This window comes from Hydrogenophaga sp., assembly GCF_011772445.1.
Taxonomy (GTDB): Bacteria; Pseudomonadota; Gammaproteobacteria; order Burkholderiales; family Burkholderiaceae_C; genus Hydrogenophaga.
Map to the genome: position 1 here is coordinate 32,990 of NZ_WVZN01000027.1, position 16,903 is coordinate 49,892.

The following is a 16,903-nucleotide window of genomic DNA, read 5'->3' on the forward strand; positions in this document are numbered from 1 at the left end:
TCCCGCATCATCCCGTCGAAGCGCGCCCGCACGGCCCAAGGCGCGCAAACCACCCATGCCGGTGCCCGCTGCCAGGAACACCACCGGCTTTGTCACGAGTTTCCTGAAGGTTTACGAGACGGATGCGATGGAGCGCGTTCGCATCGTCAAGCTCGGCGTCCCGGCAAGCGCCGTTGATGCGATCGCGCGCCGCATGGCCATCCCCAAGGAGAAGCTCGTCGGCACACTCGGCCTGGCGCGCGCTACCGTCGATCGCAAGGCACGTGAGAACAAGCCCTTGTCATCGGACGAGAGTTCACGCGTGCTGGGCATGGCGCGCCTCGTCGGCCAGGTCCAGGCCATGGTCGAGGAGTCCGGTCAGGCGGAGGGTTTCAACGCGGCAGAGTGGGTGGCTCATTGGTTGGAGAAGCCGCTGCCGGCCCTGGATGGCCAACGCCCCGCCGACCTGATGGACACGCCGGAAGGACAGAGCATCGTGTCGCAGTTGGTGTCCCGCATGCAGAGTGGGGCTTACGCGTGAGTGTGGTGTTGTGGCGCATCGCCACGGACGCGCGGGAGTACAAGGCCGACGATCTGGACGGCAAGGGCGCTGAAAGAACCGGCGGTCGGTGGAACCGACCCGGCCGCCCCGTGGTTTACACCGCTTCTTCGGTGGCCTTGGCATGCCTGGAGACCGTGGTCCATCTCAATGCGGGCGACTTGCCGCTGAACCGGTTTCTCGTGCGAATCGTGGTGCCGGATGATGTGTGGGCAGCCCGCAAGGTAGAGGCTGCAGCGGATCTGCCTTCGGGTTGGAACGCCATTCCCGAGAGCCGGGTATCGCTGGACATCGGTGACCGCTGGTTGCGAAACGCATCAAGCGCACTGATGGCCGTGCCCTCCGTCGTCGTGCCCGAAGAGTTCAATGTGCTCATCAATCCCATGCATGCGCACGCCGCAGGGATCCGGGCTGGCAAGGTGCGGTCATGGTTCTACGACCACCGACTGGTTTGAGGCATTCCCGTCGGCGCCCGGCCTCAATGGAAATCCCGGCTCTCCGTCGCCAGCCGCCCCAGCAAGGGCGTCAGGTCCTCCAGCCGTCCCGCGATCAGGTTGCACAGCGGCCCCTCGCGCTGCCACACGCCGTGCACCGCCAGCAGCCGCGCGTGCAGCAGCGCGGCGCGCTGGCGTTCGCGCACGTGGCGCCAGACGATCACCTGCACTGCACCGGTCTCGTCCTCCAGTGAGACGAAGACGGTGCCGTTGGCCGTGCCCGGCTGCTGGCGCACGGTGACGATGCCGCAGGCGCGCGCGAAGCGTTTGTCGGGCAGGGCCTTGAGCTCTTCGGCCGTCATCAGGCGCCGCGCCTGCAATTGCGGGCGCAGCAGGGCCAGCGGGTGGCGGCGCAGCGTCAGGCGCGTGGCCGCGTAGTCCCACACGATGGCTTCGCCCTCGGGCGCGGGCGGCAGTTCGATGGGCGCCTCGTGCACAGGCGCGTGGCGCAGCAGCGCGGGCGGCGTGCGCAGGCCCGCCGCGTCCCACATCTGCTGACGCCGGTGGCCCGAGAGACCGATCAACGCGTCGGCCGCGGCCAGCAGTTGCAGCTCGCGCGGGTCCAGGCCCGCGCGCTGCGCGAGGTCTTCGGCGTCGCTGAAGGGCGCGTCGCGGCGCGCGGCGGCGATGCGGTCGGCCGCCCCGCTCGACAGGCCGCTCACGCGGTTGAGGCCCAGGCGCACCGCGGGTGCCTGCGGCGGGCCTTCCAGCGTGCAGTCGCGCTCGCTGTGGCAGACGTCCACCGCGCGCACCACCACGCCGTGGCGCTGCGCGTCCTGCACCAGCTGGCTGGGCGTGTAGAAGCCCAGCGGCTGGCTGTTGAGCATGGCGGCGAGGAAGGCGGCCGGGTGGTGGCGCTTGATCCAGCACGAGTCGTAGACCAGCAGCGCGAAGCTGGCGGCGTGGCTTTCGGGAAAGCCGTAGTCGGAGAAGCCGTGGATCTGCTGGTAGATGCGTTCGGCGAACTCGGCCGAGTAGCCGTTGGCGGTCATGCCCGTGACGATCTTCTCGTGGTACTTGTGCAAGCCGCCCTTGCGCTTCCACGCGGCCATGGCGCGGCGCAGTTCGTCGGCCTCGCCTGCGGTGAAGCTGGCGGCGATCATGGCCAGTTGCATCACCTGTTCCTGGAACACGGGCACGCCCAGGGTGCGTTCCAAAGCAGGCTTGAGTTCGTCCTTTTCATAGGTCACCGGCTCCTTGCCCTGGCGCCGGTTCAGGTAGGGGTGGACCATGTCGCCCTGGATGGGGCCGGGCCGCACGATGGCGACCTCGATCACCAGGTCGTAGAAGCAGCGGGGCCGCAGGCGCGGCAGCATGCTCTGCTGCGCGCGACTTTCGATCTGGAACACACCCACGGTGTCGGCCTCGCAGATCATGCCGTAGGTGGGGTCATCGCCGTCGGGGATGTCCTGCAAGTCGAACGGCCGGCCCAGGCACTGGCCGATGAAGACCAGCGCCTTGCGCAGCGCGGTGAGCATGCCCAGCGCGAGCACGTCGACCTTGAGCAGGCCCAGGGCCTCGAGGTCGTCCTTGTCCCACTCGATCACGGTGCGGCCTTCCATGGCCGCGTTCTCCACCGGCACGATGCGCGTGAGCCGGTCCTGCGTGAGGACGAAGCCGCCCACGTGCTGCGAGAGGTGGCGCGGAAAACCCGACAGCTCGCCGATGGCCTCGCCCGTGAGCACGCCGACGAGGTCGATGAGCTGGCGCACGGCCAGGTCATCGGGCCGCAGGCCCACGGCCAGCAGGCGCTCGGCCGATGGCGTTCGGCCATCGAACCACTGCTGCTCTTTCGCGAGGCGGTCGATCACCTCGGCGTCGAAGCCGAGGGCCTTGCCCACGTCGCGGATGGCGCTGCGGCGCTGGTAGGTGATGACGGTGGCGGCCAGCGCGGCGCGCTCGCGGCCGTACTTGCCGTAGATGTACTGGATCACCTCCTCGCGGCGCTCGTGCTCGAAGTCGATGTCGATGTCGGGCGGCTCGTTGCGCTCCTTGCTGACGAAGCGCTCGAACAGCACGGTCTGGCGCGCCGGGTCCACCTCGGTCACGCCCAGGCAGTAGCAGACCACCGAGTTGGCCGCGCTGCCGCGGCCCTGGCACAGGATCTTCCTGTCGTCGCGCGCGAAGCGAACGATGTCGGCCACGGTGAGGAAGTAGTGCTCGTAGCGCAGCTCGGCGATGAGTGCGAGTTCGTGTTCGATCTGCGCGCGCACCTTGTCGGGGGTGCCGCCGGGCCAGCGCCGCGCCGCGCCCTGTTCGGTGAGCTCGCGCAGGTGCTGCGTGGGCGTGCGGCCCTCGGGCACCACCTCGGCCGGGTACTGGTAGCGCAGTTCGTCGAGCGAGAAGTCACAGAGCCCGGCCACGCGCAGGGTTTCGGCCAGCAGGTCGGCCGGGTAGGTGGTGGACAGGCGCAGGCGCGAGCGCAGGTGGCGCTCGGCATTGGGCTGCAATTGCCGGCCGCAGGCGGTGAGCGGCTGGCCCAGGCGCGTGGCGCTGAGCACGTCCTGCAAGGCCTGGCGCGAGCGAACGTGCATCAGCGCATCGCCCGTGGCCACGAGGGGAATGGCGCTGAGTTCGCCAGCCTCGCGCAGGCGCGCGAGCCAGGCCTCGTCGTCGATCTGGCGCAGCAGCGTCACCGCGAACCAGCAGCGCCCGCTGAAGCCGGTGAGCAGCCAGCGCGCGACGTCGAGCAGGCGCGGCAGCGGCGTGCCGCGATCGGGCGCGGCGAGCAGCAGGCAATCGCCCAGCGCGCCCGGTTCGATGTCGGCCAGGTGCAGGCGGTACTCGCCCTTCTTCGGGCTGGCGCGGCGCAGGCGCGTGATGAGTTCGCACAGGTTGCCGTAGCCCGCGCGGTTCTGCGCCAGCGCCACCAGCGTGAACGGCGCGTCGTGCACGCGGAACTGCGCGCCGACGATCAGCGGCAGGCCGCACGCCTTGGCCTCCACGTGCGCGCGCACCACGCCGGCCATCGAGCATTCGTCGGCGAGGGCGAGCGCCGTGTAGCCCAGTTGTGCGGCGCGGCGCACCAGCTCCTGCGGGTGGCTGGCGCCGCGCAGGAAGGAAAAGTTGCTGAGGCAGTGCAGCTCGGCGTAGGCGGGGAGGGTGGGGGGCGTGTTCATTCGGAAACCTCCGGGCCTTCAGAAGACCCCGTGCAGGTACCAGGCGCCGCCTTCGTCGGCCAGGCGTTCCTGGAACACCCACAGCACGCCGGCCTGCTCGTCGAGCGCGACGAAGTAGTCGCGCTGCGCGTGGCGGTGGGCCGCGCCATCGGCCGCGCGGTCCCACCAGCCACCTTCCACGCGGTGCGGTCCGGCGATGAGTTGCAACACGCCGCGGTACACGGGCCGGTGCCCGCGCACCGGCAGGCGCAGCGGCCGGGGCAGCACCCAGCTCGGCTGCGGCGTGTGATCGGGCGCGGGGATCGCGGGCCGGGCGCGCGGCAGGGGCTCGCCCACGGGCTGCCAGCGCTGCATGTGTTCGAGCCGGTGGTCGTCCAGGGGCACGGGGCGCAGCACGCGCTGCGGGCCCAGCCGCGCCGCGATCCGCTCCAGCGTCTCGTCCAGCGCCACGTCGGCCGTGCCGTCGTCGGGCAGCAGCGAGCCGCTCGGTGGCGCCAGCGCTTGCGTGCCCAAAGCCTCCAGTTCCAGGTCGCCCGCGGGGGCCAGCAGTTCGGTGCGCGCCAGGTGCTCGGCGAGCAGGCGCGCCAGGTGCTCGATGCGCCGCGTGGGCGTGCGCGTGCGGATGACCAGTTCGCCGCCTTCGCCCGCGGCGCGCGAGCGCATGGCGTCGTGCGCCCAGCGCAGCGCGAAGGCCGTGACGCCCCGGTGCCGCGCGGCCAGCCAGCCGCACAGGCGCAGCAGCAGGCGGTGCGCGCCATGCATGAGCGCGGGGGCGTCCTCCACGCGCGACATCAGCTCCAGCCGCGCGAGGAAGGTTTCGGGCGGGGCGAGCCAGTGCTGCGGCTCGGGGCACTGGCCATAGGCCTGGTCGAAGGCCGCCAGCAGCGCGGTGTCGAAGCGCCGGCCCAGGCCCGCGCGCGGCAGGCGGCGCACGTCGCCCAGGGTGCGGCAGCCCAGGCGCGCCAGCGTGCCGCGGTGCGGCGCCACGGCGCCGAGCGTGTCCATGGGCAGGCGGTCCAGGGCCCGGGAAAGCGAGGCCTCGGGGTCGACGCCCTCGGCACCCGCGCGCGCGAAGGCCAGCGCGGCCAGGCCGGTGGGCGCCCAGCCGATGCGCTGCACGCCGAATTCGGCCGCCGCCGATTCGCGCACGCGCTCGCGCAGCGCGGCCCGGCCGCCGAACAGGCGCAGGCTGGCTTCCAGCTCCATCAGCACGGCGCCCTCGACCTCGGCCACGCGGGGCGTGAACTGCAGGGCCCAGGTGCCCAGCGCAGCCACCGCCTCAGGCGCGCTGGTGTTGTCGCCGTTCGTGTCGGGCAGGAGCAATGCGGCCCACCACATCGGCGGCCTCCTCGTGATCATGGGGCCCGTGACCGAGCGCGCGCATGCGCGGCGTGAGCACGGCGTGCAGCCCGCCGGGCACCGAGGGCAGGTGCAGCTCGCCCTCGTGCGGAGGGCCTTTGCGCTTGAACACGCGCACGCGCAGGGCCCAGTCGTTGCCGTGTCGCACCAGCAGGCGCAGCGGCGCGGGCGAGGCCTGGCCTTGCGCGGCCTGCGGGCGGAACAGCAGCACCAGGCCGTCGTTGCCCTGCGCGCTCACCTGCAGGCGGCGCAGGGCGTCGGGGCGGGCCTGGGGCAGCCAGGCCAGCAGCGCGCCGCAGGCGTTGGCGCGGATGAGCTGTTCGCTCGCCCACAGGCGCTCGGCCTCGCTGTCGGCCTGCACCCAGATCAGCTGGCGCGCGGGCAGCCCCAGCTGTTGCAGGCCGGGGCCGTGCGGCGTCCAGGGCGGGCCCACCAGCGCCAGGCAGCGGCCGGCCAGTTGCGACAGGCTGGGCGCGAGCAGGCGCCATTCGTGGGCGCCGGGCCGGGTCTGCAGCACCTCGGTGAGCGAGCGGCAGGGCCAGCCGCCGCCGGGCAGTTCACGGTCCAGCAAATCCCAACCCGAAGTGAGCACTCGCGAAACCGGTGCGCCAATCTCATGGCCACGCCAGAGGGCGTCGGCCACGCGGCGCGGCCAGGGCGCCGCGGGCGGGGTGGGGGCCGAGGGCTCGGCCGAAGGGAAGGACATGGCATCGTGAAACTGTATGCACGTACAGTATCACAGATGATTTTTCCGTGATGAATGGAGGCGACGGGCTGTAGGCAGGCAACCCGAAGGGGTGGACCGCGACCCAGGGCCGCCTTGTGGCCTGTCAGTCCTTACCCATCCATCCAAGCATGATTTCTCGCTCCCATTCCTTGCCTCGGCTGCCTTCTTCCGTCCCGCCGTCCCCCCAGCGGCTGGTACGCAGCCATTCCTTCAGCGGCGCGATCCATGGTTCTCCTGTCCAGCCTTCGGTGCCGACCGACGCCGGTGTGGCGGAGCAGGCGGCCGTTGTGCCCGCCCATCCCCAGCAGCCGGTGGTGGTTTTTGATCTGGGGCGCCTTCCCCCTGAACTGCAGCAACTGGTTGCCGCCGCCTTCGGCAATCCCCACGAAACCTGCACCCTGGAACAGCTTCAGGTGGCTTTGAAAGCGTTCAAGGCGGTGAGCGAGGTGAACCAGTCCTTTCATCGAAACACCCTGCCCCTGTTGCACGCCACCTTCCTGCGCCTGTTCGGAGCGGGCCGCATCAAGGGCGCCTCCCTCGACAGCCTGCCTCAGAACCTGCCCCAGATCCTCGAAGGCATCGTGGCCCGCTCGGGCCTGTGTGGTCTGCAGTGTCTGAGCGACCTGGTCAATGGCAGTCTGGGAATGGACCCGAACCTTGCTCGCAAGGCCTTCAACCGTTGGGTCCATCTGGCCAGAACGGCCATGGCGACCACTGCCTTGCCGTACAAGGCCTTGCCTACCTTGATCGCCATGCGCTTGGGGGAGATGCTGCGGCGGCCTGGTGTGCCACCGACGCATGCCCTGGTGCTGATGAAGCAGTTGGTTCGCATGGCCAAGACCGGTGGCTTGTCCCCCGATATCGCCGAGCCGGTCCTGATCGAAGTGGCCCTGGTGGCCCTGGCGCAGGAGCTCGCCTGGAATGCCTCATTCCGTGCGCCTCCCCAATTGGGCTTGGGTCTGCAGTGGGTGGAGCTCGGTTCGGCCGATGTCCTGGACGCGATGAATGTGAATGGGCTGAAGCACCTTTTCGTGGGCATCCAGACACCCTTGCTCGCCGTGGCCCGGGTGCTGGCCACACGACGGAGATCCGGGGGGGAGCCGCTCACCAAGGACACGGTATTGACCGCGCTGACATTCTTGGCTGACCGCCCCTGCCCTCCGATCGGTGGTCTGGCCGAGGCGCTGGACATCATTCAGCGCATGGACCTGGACCGGCCCCAATAAGGCCGGTCAACGCCGGGTCTTCTCCTGCTGCGCCGCCACCTGCTCACGCAGCCGGTCCTCCATCTCACGCAGCTCCGGCGTGAACGCCTCGCCGAAGTCCTCGGCCTCGTAGATGCGGCGGATTTCGATTTCCGAGTCGCCGCGCATGGGGTTGGGGCAGCGCTTGGCCCAGTCGATGGCCTCCTGCAGCGAGGCGCACTGCCAGATCCAGAAGCCGGCGACCAGCTCCTTGGTTTCGGCGAAGGGGCCGTCGGTCACGCGGCGCTTGTCGCCCGAAAAATGCACGCGCGCGCCCTTGGAACTCGGGTGCAGGCCCTCGCCCGAGACCATCACGCCGGCCTTGACGAGCTCTTCATTGAAGCGGCCCATTTCGGCGAATTCTTCCTCGGTGGGCATCACGCCCGCTTCGCTGTCGGCGGTGGCCTTGATCATCACGATGAATCGCATGGGGTTCTCCTGGTGTGGGTCGGTTGGTGCAACAAGGTGATTGCAACGGTACGACGGGCCAGGCCGGTCAGTCTCGACAGATCCACCGGCCTGGCCTTGCGGACGGCGACGAACGGCAGTGCCGCGCCCGCGCCTCAGAACTTCAGCCGCGCCCCCACCACCAGCGAACGCGGCGCGCCGGGCGTGAGGATGGCGTCGTTGGCCCCGGCGATGTCGCGCACGCTGAACATCGACACGTATTGTTTGTCGCCCAGGTTGCGCGCCTCGGCGAACACCTCCCAGTCCTTGGCCGTGTAGCCCGCGCGCAAGCCCCACAGGGTGTACGAGTCCACCTTGTAGGTGTTGGCGAAGTCGGCCCAGCGGCTGCTCACCACATCCAGCGTGGGGCCGGCGAAGAAGCCGCTGCTGTGGCGGTAGATGGCTTCGGCGCGCAACGCCAGCCTGGGCGCGGCGGGCAGCGTGTTGTTGCCGTAGAGCGCGTCCTTGCGGAAGCGGAAGTGGTTGATGGTGAGGTTCACCAGGGGCTCCAGGCGGTGACGACCGCCCTCGCCGATGGCGAAGCTGCCGCCCACCAGGGCTTCCACGCCCGCGTGCACCGTGTCGTCGGCGTTGATCGACAGGCTGGTGCCGGGCGCGCCGGGGTCGTCGCGCGAGAGGATCTCGTTGCGCAGCCGGGTGTAGTACGCCGCCACGTCCCAGTGCCACCGGTTGCCGCCACCCAGGGCCTGCTGGCCGCGCGCACCCACCTCGACCACCGTGCCGCTCATGGCGTCGAGCAGGGTGTTGGGCGGGCCACCGGGGGTTTCGTCTTCCAGCTCGTACAGCGTGGGCGCTTCGTACACGCGGCTGATGTTGGCGAACAGCTGCGCGTCGGGTGTGAGCTGGCGGATCAGGCCCACGCGCGGGTTGAGGCTGTCGTAGTCGCCCTTGAGCCGGGACGTGGCGACCTCGCGGCTGGTGGTCACCGCCTGGGCACCGTAGACCAGGGTCCAGTTCGGCGCGAACCGCCAGCGGTCCATCACGAACAGCTCCAGGTTGTCGGCCTTGTTGTCGACCACGGCGAAGCGCGTGCGCGCACCGCCGGGCGTGTAGCTGAAGTTGCCGCCATCGACGGTGGTCTGGGCCCAGTTCAGGCCGACCAGCAGGTCGTGCGCGCCCAGGCGGCGCTGGTAACGCACCGTGCTGCCCAGGGTGCGCTGCTCGGTGTCGATCAGCAGCGAGAAGAAGGGCGGCGCATAGACGATGGGGTGGAAGAGCCGCTGGTTCTCGACCGACAGGCCCACGCTGAGCTGGCTGTCGGCGTCGATGTCCCACACGGTCTTGTTGGCCAGGCGCCAGGTCTTGACGTTGTACTGGTAGTCGCCGGCGATGGCCTCGGGCGAGCCCTGGCGCGGCTGGTCCAGCCACTGCTGGCGCGTCAGGCCGCCGGGCAGTTGCTGGTCGTTGTCGATGGCGCTGAGGTAGACGCGTGTGCTCACGCGGTCGCCGAGCTGCCAGCCGCCGTTGGCGTAGAGGCTGGTGCGTTCCTGTTGCTGGTGTCCGCGAAAACCGTCGTAGCGGCGCGTCTCGGCGGTGACCAGGCCGTCGAAGCTGCCGCTGACGGTGCCCAGGGTGATCCGCCCCTGGCGCTCGCCGAAGCTGCCGGCGCTGAACAGCGCTTCATTGGGCGCGCCGTCGCGCGCGGTGGGCGTGATGAAGTCGATGGCGCCGCCCAGCGTGCTGGCGCCGTAGGTGAGCGCGTTGGCGCCGCGCGCCACGATGGCGTGGCGCGCCGACAGCGGGTCGATGTCGCGGTTGTGGTTGTTGCCGTCGGCCGCGCTCACGGGCAGGCCGTCCTGCAGCATGCGCACGCCGTTGCCGTCGTAGTTGGTGGCGTCCAGGTTGGAGCCGCGGCTGGAGAGGAAGACGGAGTCGCCGGTGGAGCCGCCCGCGGCCCACAGGCCGGGCGTGTAGCGCAGCATGTCGGCGAGGTTGCTGACGCCGCGCTGGCGCAGGCTTTCGCCGTCGATCAGCGAGACGCCGCCGGGGGTGAGGGCCTGTTCGGCCTGCAGCGCTTCGCGCGTGGGGTCGATGGACTTGTCGGCCTTGATGGTGATGGTGGGCAACTGGGCCGCGGGCTGGCTCTGGGCCAGGGCAGCGGGGACCAGCACGGCCGCGCACAGCGCGGCGCATGACGGACGGTTCATGGTGTTTCTTTCGGTGGCGAGACAGGGCACGGTCGGCCTGCCACGGGGGCGGCCGTCCTGACGGGGAAGAAGCGTCAGGCCCGCTGGGGCGGGCCGTGCGAGGGCGGCGGCAGGGCGTGCCGCCGCGCCACCACCGTGGCTGGCCTGGCGGGCGCCAGGGGTGCGCCGTCAGGTGCCGCAAAGGAAAGCGCGCCCGGGACGGGCAGTGGGGCCGGCGTGGCGCCGACCGCGCACAGGTCGGCGCAATGGGCCAGTGCGTCGGCACCGGTGGCGTCTAGCGCGAGCGCCTCGCGGATCTCGGCCGGCAGCGCGGCGGAGGCTTCACGCGCGTTCGCGGGGTCGCCGCACCAGGCGGCCATCGTCCCGGGGGCCTGCGCCATCAGGGCGGCGTGCGCCACCGGCAGGCACAACTGCGCGAACCAGGCCAGCAGGGCCAGGGTCCAGGTCAGGCGCAGTCGATGGCGAAAAGAAGGGGGCCGCACGGGCGCGCATTGTAGGCAGCGCGCCCGGCGGAGACGGGCCGGATCAGCCCACGCGCAGCGGCACGAACAGCGTGGCGCCGTCGCGCATGAGCTGCAGCGCGATGGACTGCTTCGCCTCGCGCGCCTCGGCCTTTACCTGGTCCACCGTGGTCACCGGCTTGCCGTTGATGCCGATGAGCAGGTCGCCGGCCTGCACGCCCGCCAGTTCGGCGGCGCCCGTCACGTCCTCGATCAGCAGGCCCTGGCGCGCGCCGCTGGCGCGGCGCTCGGGCTCGCTCAAGGGCCGCAGCATCAGGCCGAGCTTGTGCTCGCTGCCGGCGGCCCCGTCGCCCTTGGCGGATGCCGTGCGCTGGTCGGCCGCGCTGGCGAGTTCGACGGAGGTTTTCGCCTCGCGCCCGTCGCGCCAGTAGCCGATCTCCACCCGCTCGCCGGGCGCCGCCTGACCCACCAGCAGCGGCAGGTCGGCGATGCGCTCCACCGGCTCCTGGCCCACGCGCAGGATCACGTCGCCCGAGCGCAGGCCGGCCTTGTCGGCGGGGCTGCCGGGCTCCACCTGCGCCACCAGCGCGCCGCGCGGCGCGTCCAGGCCGAAGGACTCGGCCAGCGGCTGGTTCACGTCCTGCGCCGCCACGCCCAGGCGGGCGTGCTGCGCCTGGCCGGTCTTCACGATCTGGTCCTTCACTTTCAGGGCGACGTCGATCGGGATGGAGAAGGCCAGGCCCTGGTAGCCGCCGGTGTGGCTGAAGATCTGCGAGTTGATGCCCACGACCTGCCCCCTGGCGTTGAACAGCGGCCCGCCGGAGTTGCCGGGGTTGATGGCCGCGTCGGTCTGGATGAAGGGCACGTAGCTCTCGTCGGGCAAGGACCGGCCCTTGGCGCTGACGACGCCCACGGTGGCGGTGTTCTCGAAGCCGTAGGGCGAGCCGATGGCCAGCACCCAGTCGCCCACGCGCAGGTCCTTCTCGGAACCCAGCGGCACGGTGGGCAGGTCCTTGGCCTCGATCTTGAGCACGGCCACGTCGGTCATCGGGTCGGTTCCGAGCACGCGGGCCTGGAACTCGCGCCGGTCGGGCAGCTTCACCGTCACGCGCGAGGCACCGTCGACCACGTGCGCGTTGGTCAGGATCACGCCGTCCTTGTCGACGATGAACCCCGAGCCCTGGCCGCGCACGATGTCCCGGCGGGGCGCGTCGCCGCCGTCGGGGAACGGGAAGGGGAAGGGAAAGCCGAAGGGGCTGGCGCCCTGGCGGGGGCCATCGCCCTGCAGGCCCACGCGGCGCGTGCCGCTGACGGAGATGTTGACCACCGCCGCGCCATTGGCCTGGGCGATGGCGGCGAAGTCGACCTGGCCGGCGCCGGGCGCCGCGACCGGGGCCGCGGTGCGCACGAAGGCGGTGGGGGTGGCGGTGGCGGGCGCCACGGCCGGTTCGTTGTGACGCGACAGGCCCCAGCCCACGGTCAGGCCGCCCACGGCGCCCGACACGAGCATGGCCGCCACCAGGGGCAGCAGGCGGTGGCGCAGATAACGGGTGTTCGTGGCCATGTTCAAGCACTCCCTCCATCGAGCCGCACCATCAGCAGCGCGTCACCGGCCTGGCGCAGCGCCGACAGCGCCGACCACGGGTGGTGCAGCCGCAGGTGAAAGGCCGCTTCCTCCAGCAGGGACCAGGCCGCCATCGATGAGCCCGCCTGGTCGCGCAGCAAGGAGCGCGCGTGCTCGATGCGGTGCGCGGCCTGCATGTCGTGGTCGCAGTAGATGGCGACCATGGCGTCGCGCACGTCGTCGAGCAGCGGCGCGAGGTCGGTGGCGGGCAGGCCCGGCGCGAGCGGGCGGTGGTGGCCGGCCGCATGGATCAGGGAATCGATGCCGGTGACCGACGAGGGCAGAGGGTTCTGTTGCATGACAACTCCAGTCGCTGGGGCCGGTGCGGTGGCGGGATTGCCACGGTGCCGGCGTGCGATGAAGCATCGGCGCGCCGGGTTGCCCCCCGGCTACCGCGCGCGGGCGCCATGTTTCAGATGCAATGAAGCGGCGAACGGCGTGAAGGCGTGTCAGCGCGGCGGGTGCAGCAGGCGCTGCAGCACGGCGTCCAGTTCGGCCCAGTTCAGCGGCTTGGCCAGCACCGCCTGAACACCGGCGGCACTGGCGCGCGCGCCGAAGTCGGTGCCACCGTAGGCCGTGGCGATGATCGCCACCACGCCGGGCGACAGGCGCCGGCAGCGCTCGATCAGATCCAGCCCGCTCAGGCGCGGCATGGCCTGGTCGCTCAGCACGGCGGCGAAGAGCGCCGGCTCGGCCTCGAAGGCCCGCCAGGCCCGCTCGGCGTCGCTGAAGCCGCGTGGTTCGAAGCCGCGCTCGGCCAGGTGCTCCTCCAGCAGCGCCACCAGCGCGGGCTCGTCGTCCACCACCATCACCACCTCGCCCTGGCCCGACCAGGCGCCGGCCTCGCCACCGGTCACCGGGTGCACGGGTTCGGGCAGCGGCAGGTGCAGGGTGATGGCCGTGCCCTCGCCGGGGGCGGTGCGCAGCTCGATCGCGCCGTGCGCATCGCGTACCGCGGCGTGCACCACGGCCAGGCCCAGGCCGGTGCCGCCCTGCGCGCCACGCGTGCTGTAGAAGGGCTCCAGCAGGCGCGGCAGGTGCGCCGGCTCGATGCCGGGGCCGTCGTCCTCGACCAGCAGGCCCAGCCAGCGGCCCGGGCGCAGGCTGCCCTGCCACAGCACGCGCGGGTGCTCCACGGTTTCGGTGAACAGGCGCGCGCGCAAGCTGCCGCGTTCGCCCACGGCCTGCACCGCGTTGCGCATGAGGTTGAGCGCGGCCTCGAAGAAGGCCACGCCGTCGCCCACCAGCTCCGGGTCGTCGGCGTCGAGATCGAGCCGCGCGTCCACGCCCTCGGGCACGTCCTGCACGGCCAGGGTCCAGGCCTCCTGCACCAGGGCGCGCGGGCGGTAGGGCTGGCGCAGGCCCTGCCCGGTGCGGCCGAAGGCCATCATGCGCGCCACCAGGGTCTTGCCGCGCTCGCCCGCGCTGAGCATGTGCTGCACGTGGCCGGCCAGGGCGCTGCCTTCGGGCGCCAGCGCCCGCGCGCGTTCGCCGAACCCCAGGATGGCCGCGAGCACGTTGTTGAAATCGTGCGCCACGCCACCGGCCAGCGCGCCCAGGGCCTCGAACTGGCGCGCGCGCTGCAACTGCTCGTCGAGCCGGCGCGCGGCCTCCGACACCGCGACCTCGTCCGACACGTCGTAGGCCGTGCCGGCCAGCAGCAGCAAAGCCCCTTGCGCGTCGCGCAGGCCCTGGCCGCGCAGGCGCACGTGGCGCGGCGGCTCGCCCGGCGGCGTCACGCGCAGGGTGACGGAGAAGTCGCGCGTGCGCTCGCGCACGTGGGCGTCGATGGCTTCACGCAGGCGCAGGCGGTCGTCCTCGCTCAGGCGCTCGGGCCAGGACAGGGCGTGCGTGGCCGGCGGTGCGCTGGCGCTGGCGTCGAAGCCCAGCAGCTCGCGCATGCGCGGCGAGAGGTAGTGGCGCTCGCTCGCCGGATCCCATTCCCACAGGCCTTCTCGCGCGGCGGCGAAGGCACGCGCGGCGCGCTCGCGCTGGCGCTGCAGGTCGCGCTGGCTGTGCTCGCGCCAGCGCTGCTCGCGCGCGTGGCGCAGGCTCAGCACGGTGGTGACCAGCAGCGCGGCCAGCGCGAAACCGCCCACCAGCCAGGCCTGCAGGCGCCAGTCGGCCAGCACCACGTGCGTGTCGCGCGAGAGCACCACCGCCAGCGGCGCGCGCTGCATCGTGTGGCCGGCCAGCAGCAGGCCGTGCGTCTGGCCGTCGTCGCCGGGCGCGTCCACGATCTGCGTCCACGCGGCCACCCCGACCGGCGGGCGCAGCGTGCCGGCGCGCTCGGGCCAGCCGCTCGAGGGTTCGGACTCGAGCAGCGGCGTGCCGTCGGTGCGCAGCACACGCAGGCGCGCGTCGGGCGCGGGCCGTCGCCGGTCGAAGCCGCCCAGCAGCAGGGCGGTGTCGGCCGCGACCACGATGACGCCGTGGTAGCGGCCATCGGGCGAGTACCAGGGCATGGACAGCGGGATCCAGGGCGTGTGGTGCCCGGGCCAGGTGGCGGGCGCGCCGATGTGGGCCGAGCCCGGGGCGGCGCCCGCCGCGCTGTGGAAGTAGTCGGCGCGGCCATGCGCGGGCTCGACCAGCAGCATCTGGCGCGCCGCGGGCAGCGCGGCGGCGCGCGCGCGCAGCACCGCGGCGGCCACCGCGGTATCGGGGGCCCAGGCGCCGCCCGCGATCTCCTCGGCCGTGGCCTGCATGGCGGTCTGCGCCGCGGCCAGCGCGCTGTCGGCCTGGTCGGCCAGGGCGCTGGAGAGGGCCGCGAGCATGCGCTCTTCGCTGTCCAGCAACTGCTGGCGCAGCGTGGCCAGGCCCACGCCCAGGCCGGCCACCAGGCAGGCCGCGATCAGCAGGGGAAGGATCACCGCGCGGTCGAGCAGCAGCTCGCGCCAGTGCGGTGCGCGCGCGGCGGCGGCGCCGCCGTCGTCGAGCGAGAGTTCGCTGATCGGGGTGGGGGTGGGTTCGAGGGCCATGCTGACAGGCGGGCGCTACCATCGACCATAGCGGATGCCGGCACGCGCCGCACCCCAGGCCCCACACCACCCCTTGCCGATGACCGACGATTCGCAGGCCACCGCCCACCCGCCGCACATCCTGGTGGTGGACGACGACCCCGCGCTGCGCGAGCTGCTGCAGGGCTACCTGGGCGAGGCCGACATGCGCGTCACCGCCGTGGACAGCGGCCGGCGCCTGTTCGAGGTGTTCGACGAGGAAGCCATCGACCTCGTGGTGCTCGACCTGCGCCTGCCCGGCGAGGACGGCCTGGCCCTGGCGCGCCAGTTGCGCGAACGCGCGCCGGTGCCGGTCATCCTGCTCACCGGCCGCGCCGAGGAGGCCGACCGCGTGATGGGCCTGGAGCTGGGCGCCGACGACTACGTGACCAAGCCCTTCAGCCCGCGCGAGCTGCTGGCGCGCATCCGCGCCGTGCTGCGCCGCTACCAGTTGCGCGCGCCCGACGAGGCCGCGCGCGACGACCAGCGCCGCGCCTTCCGCTTCGCCGGCTGGGAGTTGAACCTGCGCACGCGCCGCCTCACCGCGCCCGACGGCCGCAAGGTGGAACTGGGTAACCACGAGTTCAGCCTGCTCATGGCCTTCTGCGGCGCGCCGCAGCGCGTGCTCAGCCGCGACCAGTTGCTCGAACTCTCGCGCCTGCACAGCGCCGAGGTCTACGACCGCGCCATCGACGTGCAGGTGCTGCGCCTGCGCCGCAAGATCGAGGCCGACCACGGCAAACCCACGCTGATCGTGACCGAGCGCGGGGCGGGGTACCGGTTCAATGCGGCGGTGGAGACGCTGTATTGAGCGCGCGGCTTTGGGCCGGGTGTGCGTCAAGTACCTGCAGCACGTGCGCTGCCCGTTGCGCAGCGGGATGGTGAGGCACTTCGTGCAGCCGGTATCCGCAAGCGGTGTACCAGCGCACGACCCTGTCGTGCACAGCGACGGCTTGCTCGAACGATTGGTCTCGCTCCGAGTCGGTGGTGTAGATGTCCTGCCATGGCGGAAGAACGAACACCAGCGGATGGAACGGATAGCGGTCCAGCAAGGCTTGCAGTTCGCTCGGCGGCAACGGGCTGGCTTCGTGGAGCATGCCAATGGCCTCAATGGCGCTGCGATCGAAGAAGACCCGGTGCGCTGCGCCGCAATGGCGTTGGTACTTCTCAAGGTCCCTATCGAGAATGGCGCGTGCGAACTCCAGTGGGGCCGGTCGTGGGCTCAACCCCCTGGCTAGCCGCTCGGCAATGATGGCGCGAGCGGATTCTTCGACGGTGGGTTGGCCGATGCCGGACAGGTGCTCAATCAGCGCCGTCTTGCCGGCACCCGGTCCGCCCGTGAGAACGATGCAGGGCATTCAGTTCGCGCTTCATTGCACCGCGTGCTGCAGCACCTCGGTGGCTCACTGATTGAGGCTCTTGCCTGCGGACCGGGCGGCCACCAATGCCCGCCCATGAACCTCGGGCGGCACGCGCCGCAGCTTGCCCGACGCCGGTTTCTCCGGGCTCAGGCCTTCCTTCTTGCAGTCATCGAGGTAGTCCTTGATGGCGTGCTCGAAGGCCTTGCGCAGACCGGACACGGTTTTTCCATGACAGCTGATGATGCTGCGGATGCCCAGGATGCGCCCCACGAAGAGGTTGTCTCGTTCGTCGTACTCGACGTGGGCCGTGTAGCCCTTATGGGTCATGGTGTTCATGGTGTCCCTCTTGCACGTGCCAGCAGCTC

14 protein-coding genes are annotated in these 16,903 nt (G+C 71.5%); 3 read left to right on the forward strand and 11 right to left on the reverse strand.

The window, feature by feature from the left end; all coding sequences use genetic code 11:
• The first annotated feature begins 55 nt into the window (after positions 1–55).
• Together GTO19_RS12830 and GTO19_RS12835 are read left to right on the forward strand one after the other, a co-directional pair.
• Positions 56–520, forward strand: a complete 465-nt coding sequence (locus GTO19_RS12830) for an antitoxin Xre/MbcA/ParS toxin-binding domain-containing protein (RefSeq protein ID WP_291021284.1) — start codon at positions 56–58, stop codon at positions 518–520.
• The gene (locus GTO19_RS12835; RefSeq protein ID WP_291025871.1) at positions 517–993 is read left to right on the forward strand and encodes an RES family NAD+ phosphorylase; all 477 of its coding nucleotides are present in this window, start codon (positions 517–519) and stop codon (positions 991–993) included. Before GTO19_RS12830 ends, GTO19_RS12835 begins: the two co-directional genes overlap by 4 nt.
• Before the next feature lie 23 nt (positions 994–1,016).
• Here the strand turns inward: GTO19_RS12835 and GTO19_RS12840 are convergent, their stop codons facing one another.
• The 9 genes from GTO19_RS12840 to GTO19_RS12885 form a co-directional block, all read right to left on the reverse strand.
• Positions 1,017–4,151, reverse strand: coding sequence for an error-prone DNA polymerase (locus GTO19_RS12840; RefSeq protein WP_291021285.1), 3,135 nt, complete (start codon positions 4,149–4,151; stop codon positions 1,017–1,019).
• An 18-nt stretch (positions 4,152–4,169) separates the two neighbouring features.
• Positions 4,170–5,489 carry a DNA polymerase Y family protein gene (locus tag GTO19_RS12845; RefSeq protein WP_291021286.1) on the reverse strand — a complete coding sequence of 440 codons (1,320 nt, stop codon included), beginning with the start codon at positions 5,487–5,489 and terminating at the stop codon, positions 4,170–4,172.
• Positions 5,431–6,216, reverse strand: a complete 786-nt coding sequence (imuA, locus tag GTO19_RS12850; protein WP_291021287.1) for a translesion DNA synthesis-associated protein ImuA — start codon at positions 6,214–6,216, stop codon at positions 5,431–5,433. The genes GTO19_RS12845 and imuA overlap by 59 nt, the downstream gene beginning before the upstream one ends.
• Positions 6,217–7,469: 1,253 nt before the next feature.
• Positions 7,470–7,910 (reverse strand): YciI family protein, encoded by a 441-nt coding sequence (locus tag GTO19_RS12860; RefSeq protein WP_291021289.1) that lies wholly within the window; start codon positions 7,908–7,910, stop codon positions 7,470–7,472.
• 134 nt (positions 7,911–8,044) lie between these two features.
• Positions 8,045–10,096 (reverse strand): TonB-dependent receptor, encoded by a 2,052-nt coding sequence (locus tag GTO19_RS12865; protein ID WP_291021290.1) that lies wholly within the window; start codon positions 10,094–10,096, stop codon positions 8,045–8,047.
• A gap of 74 nt (positions 10,097–10,170) precedes the next feature.
• A complete protein-coding gene (locus GTO19_RS12870) occupies positions 10,171–10,578 on the reverse strand; it encodes a hypothetical protein (protein WP_291021291.1) in 408 nt (135 codons plus the stop codon).
• A gap of 43 nt (positions 10,579–10,621) precedes the next feature.
• Positions 10,622–12,121, reverse strand: coding sequence for a Do family serine endopeptidase (locus GTO19_RS12875; protein WP_291021292.1), 1,500 nt, complete (start codon positions 12,119–12,121; stop codon positions 10,622–10,624).
• A 2-nt stretch (positions 12,122–12,123) separates the two neighbouring features.
• A complete protein-coding gene (locus GTO19_RS12880) occupies positions 12,124–12,480 on the reverse strand; it encodes a hypothetical protein (RefSeq protein ID WP_291021293.1) in 357 nt (118 codons plus the stop codon).
• Positions 12,481–12,630: 150 nt separating this feature from the next.
• Positions 12,631–15,159 carry an ATP-binding protein gene (locus GTO19_RS12885; RefSeq protein WP_291021294.1) on the reverse strand — a complete coding sequence of 843 codons (2,529 nt, stop codon included), beginning with the start codon at positions 15,157–15,159 and terminating at the stop codon, positions 12,631–12,633.
• 79 nt (positions 15,160–15,238) lie between these two features.
• Between GTO19_RS12885 and GTO19_RS12890 the strand changes: the two genes are divergently transcribed.
• A complete protein-coding gene (locus GTO19_RS12890; protein ID WP_291021295.1) occupies positions 15,239–15,988 on the forward strand; it encodes a response regulator in 750 nt (249 codons plus the stop codon).
• On the opposite strand, the gene GTO19_RS12895 is transcribed toward GTO19_RS12890, so the two are convergent.
• A complete protein-coding gene (locus GTO19_RS12895) occupies positions 15,960–16,535 on the reverse strand; it encodes an AAA family ATPase (protein ID WP_291021296.1) in 576 nt (191 codons plus the stop codon). The genes GTO19_RS12890 and GTO19_RS12895 overlap by 29 nt on opposite strands.
• A gap of 45 nt (positions 16,536–16,580) precedes the next feature.
• Complete coding sequence (locus GTO19_RS12900; RefSeq protein ID WP_291021297.1) at positions 16,581–16,874, reverse strand: type II toxin-antitoxin system HicB family antitoxin; 294 nt, start codon at positions 16,872–16,874, stop codon at positions 16,581–16,583.
• Positions 16,875–16,903: the final 29 nt, after the last annotated feature.

What these genes read in the sequence shown, in the direction of transcription:
- GTO19_RS12830 (WP_291021284.1), top strand. Translation starts at nt 56, where the DNA reads ATGCCGGTGCCCGCTGCCAGGAACACCACCGGCTTTGTCACGAGTTTC.
- GTO19_RS12840 (WP_291021285.1), bottom strand. Translation starts at nt 4,151, where the DNA reads ATGAACACGCCCCCCACCCTCCCCGCCTACGCCGAGCTGCACTGCCTC.
- GTO19_RS12845 (WP_291021286.1), bottom strand. Translation starts at nt 5,489, where the DNA reads ATGTGGTGGGCCGCATTGCTCCTGCCCGACACGAACGGCGACAACACC.
- imuA (WP_291021287.1), bottom strand. Translation starts at nt 6,216, where the DNA reads ATGTCCTTCCCTTCGGCCGAGCCCTCGGCCCCCACCCCGCCCGCGGCG.
- GTO19_RS12860 (WP_291021289.1), bottom strand. Translation starts at nt 7,910, where the DNA reads ATGCGATTCATCGTGATGATCAAGGCCACCGCCGACAGCGAAGCGGGC.
- GTO19_RS12865 (WP_291021290.1), bottom strand. Translation starts at nt 10,096, where the DNA reads ATGAACCGTCCGTCATGCGCCGCGCTGTGCGCGGCCGTGCTGGTCCCC.
- GTO19_RS12875 (WP_291021292.1), bottom strand. Translation starts at nt 12,121, where the DNA reads ATGGCCACGAACACCCGTTATCTGCGCCACCGCCTGCTGCCCCTGGTG.
- GTO19_RS12880 (WP_291021293.1), bottom strand. Translation starts at nt 12,480, where the DNA reads ATGCAACAGAACCCTCTGCCCTCGTCGGTCACCGGCATCGATTCCCTG.
- GTO19_RS12885 (WP_291021294.1), bottom strand. Translation starts at nt 15,159, where the DNA reads ATGGCCCTCGAACCCACCCCCACCCCGATCAGCGAACTCTCGCTCGAC.
- GTO19_RS12890 (WP_291021295.1), top strand. Translation starts at nt 15,239, where the DNA reads ATGACCGACGATTCGCAGGCCACCGCCCACCCGCCGCACATCCTGGTG.
- GTO19_RS12895 (WP_291021296.1), bottom strand. Translation starts at nt 16,535, where the DNA reads ATGCCCTGCATCGTTCTCACGGGCGGACCGGGTGCCGGCAAGACGGCG.
- GTO19_RS12900 (WP_291021297.1), bottom strand. Translation starts at nt 16,874, where the DNA reads ATGAACACCATGACCCATAAGGGCTACACGGCCCACGTCGAGTACGAC.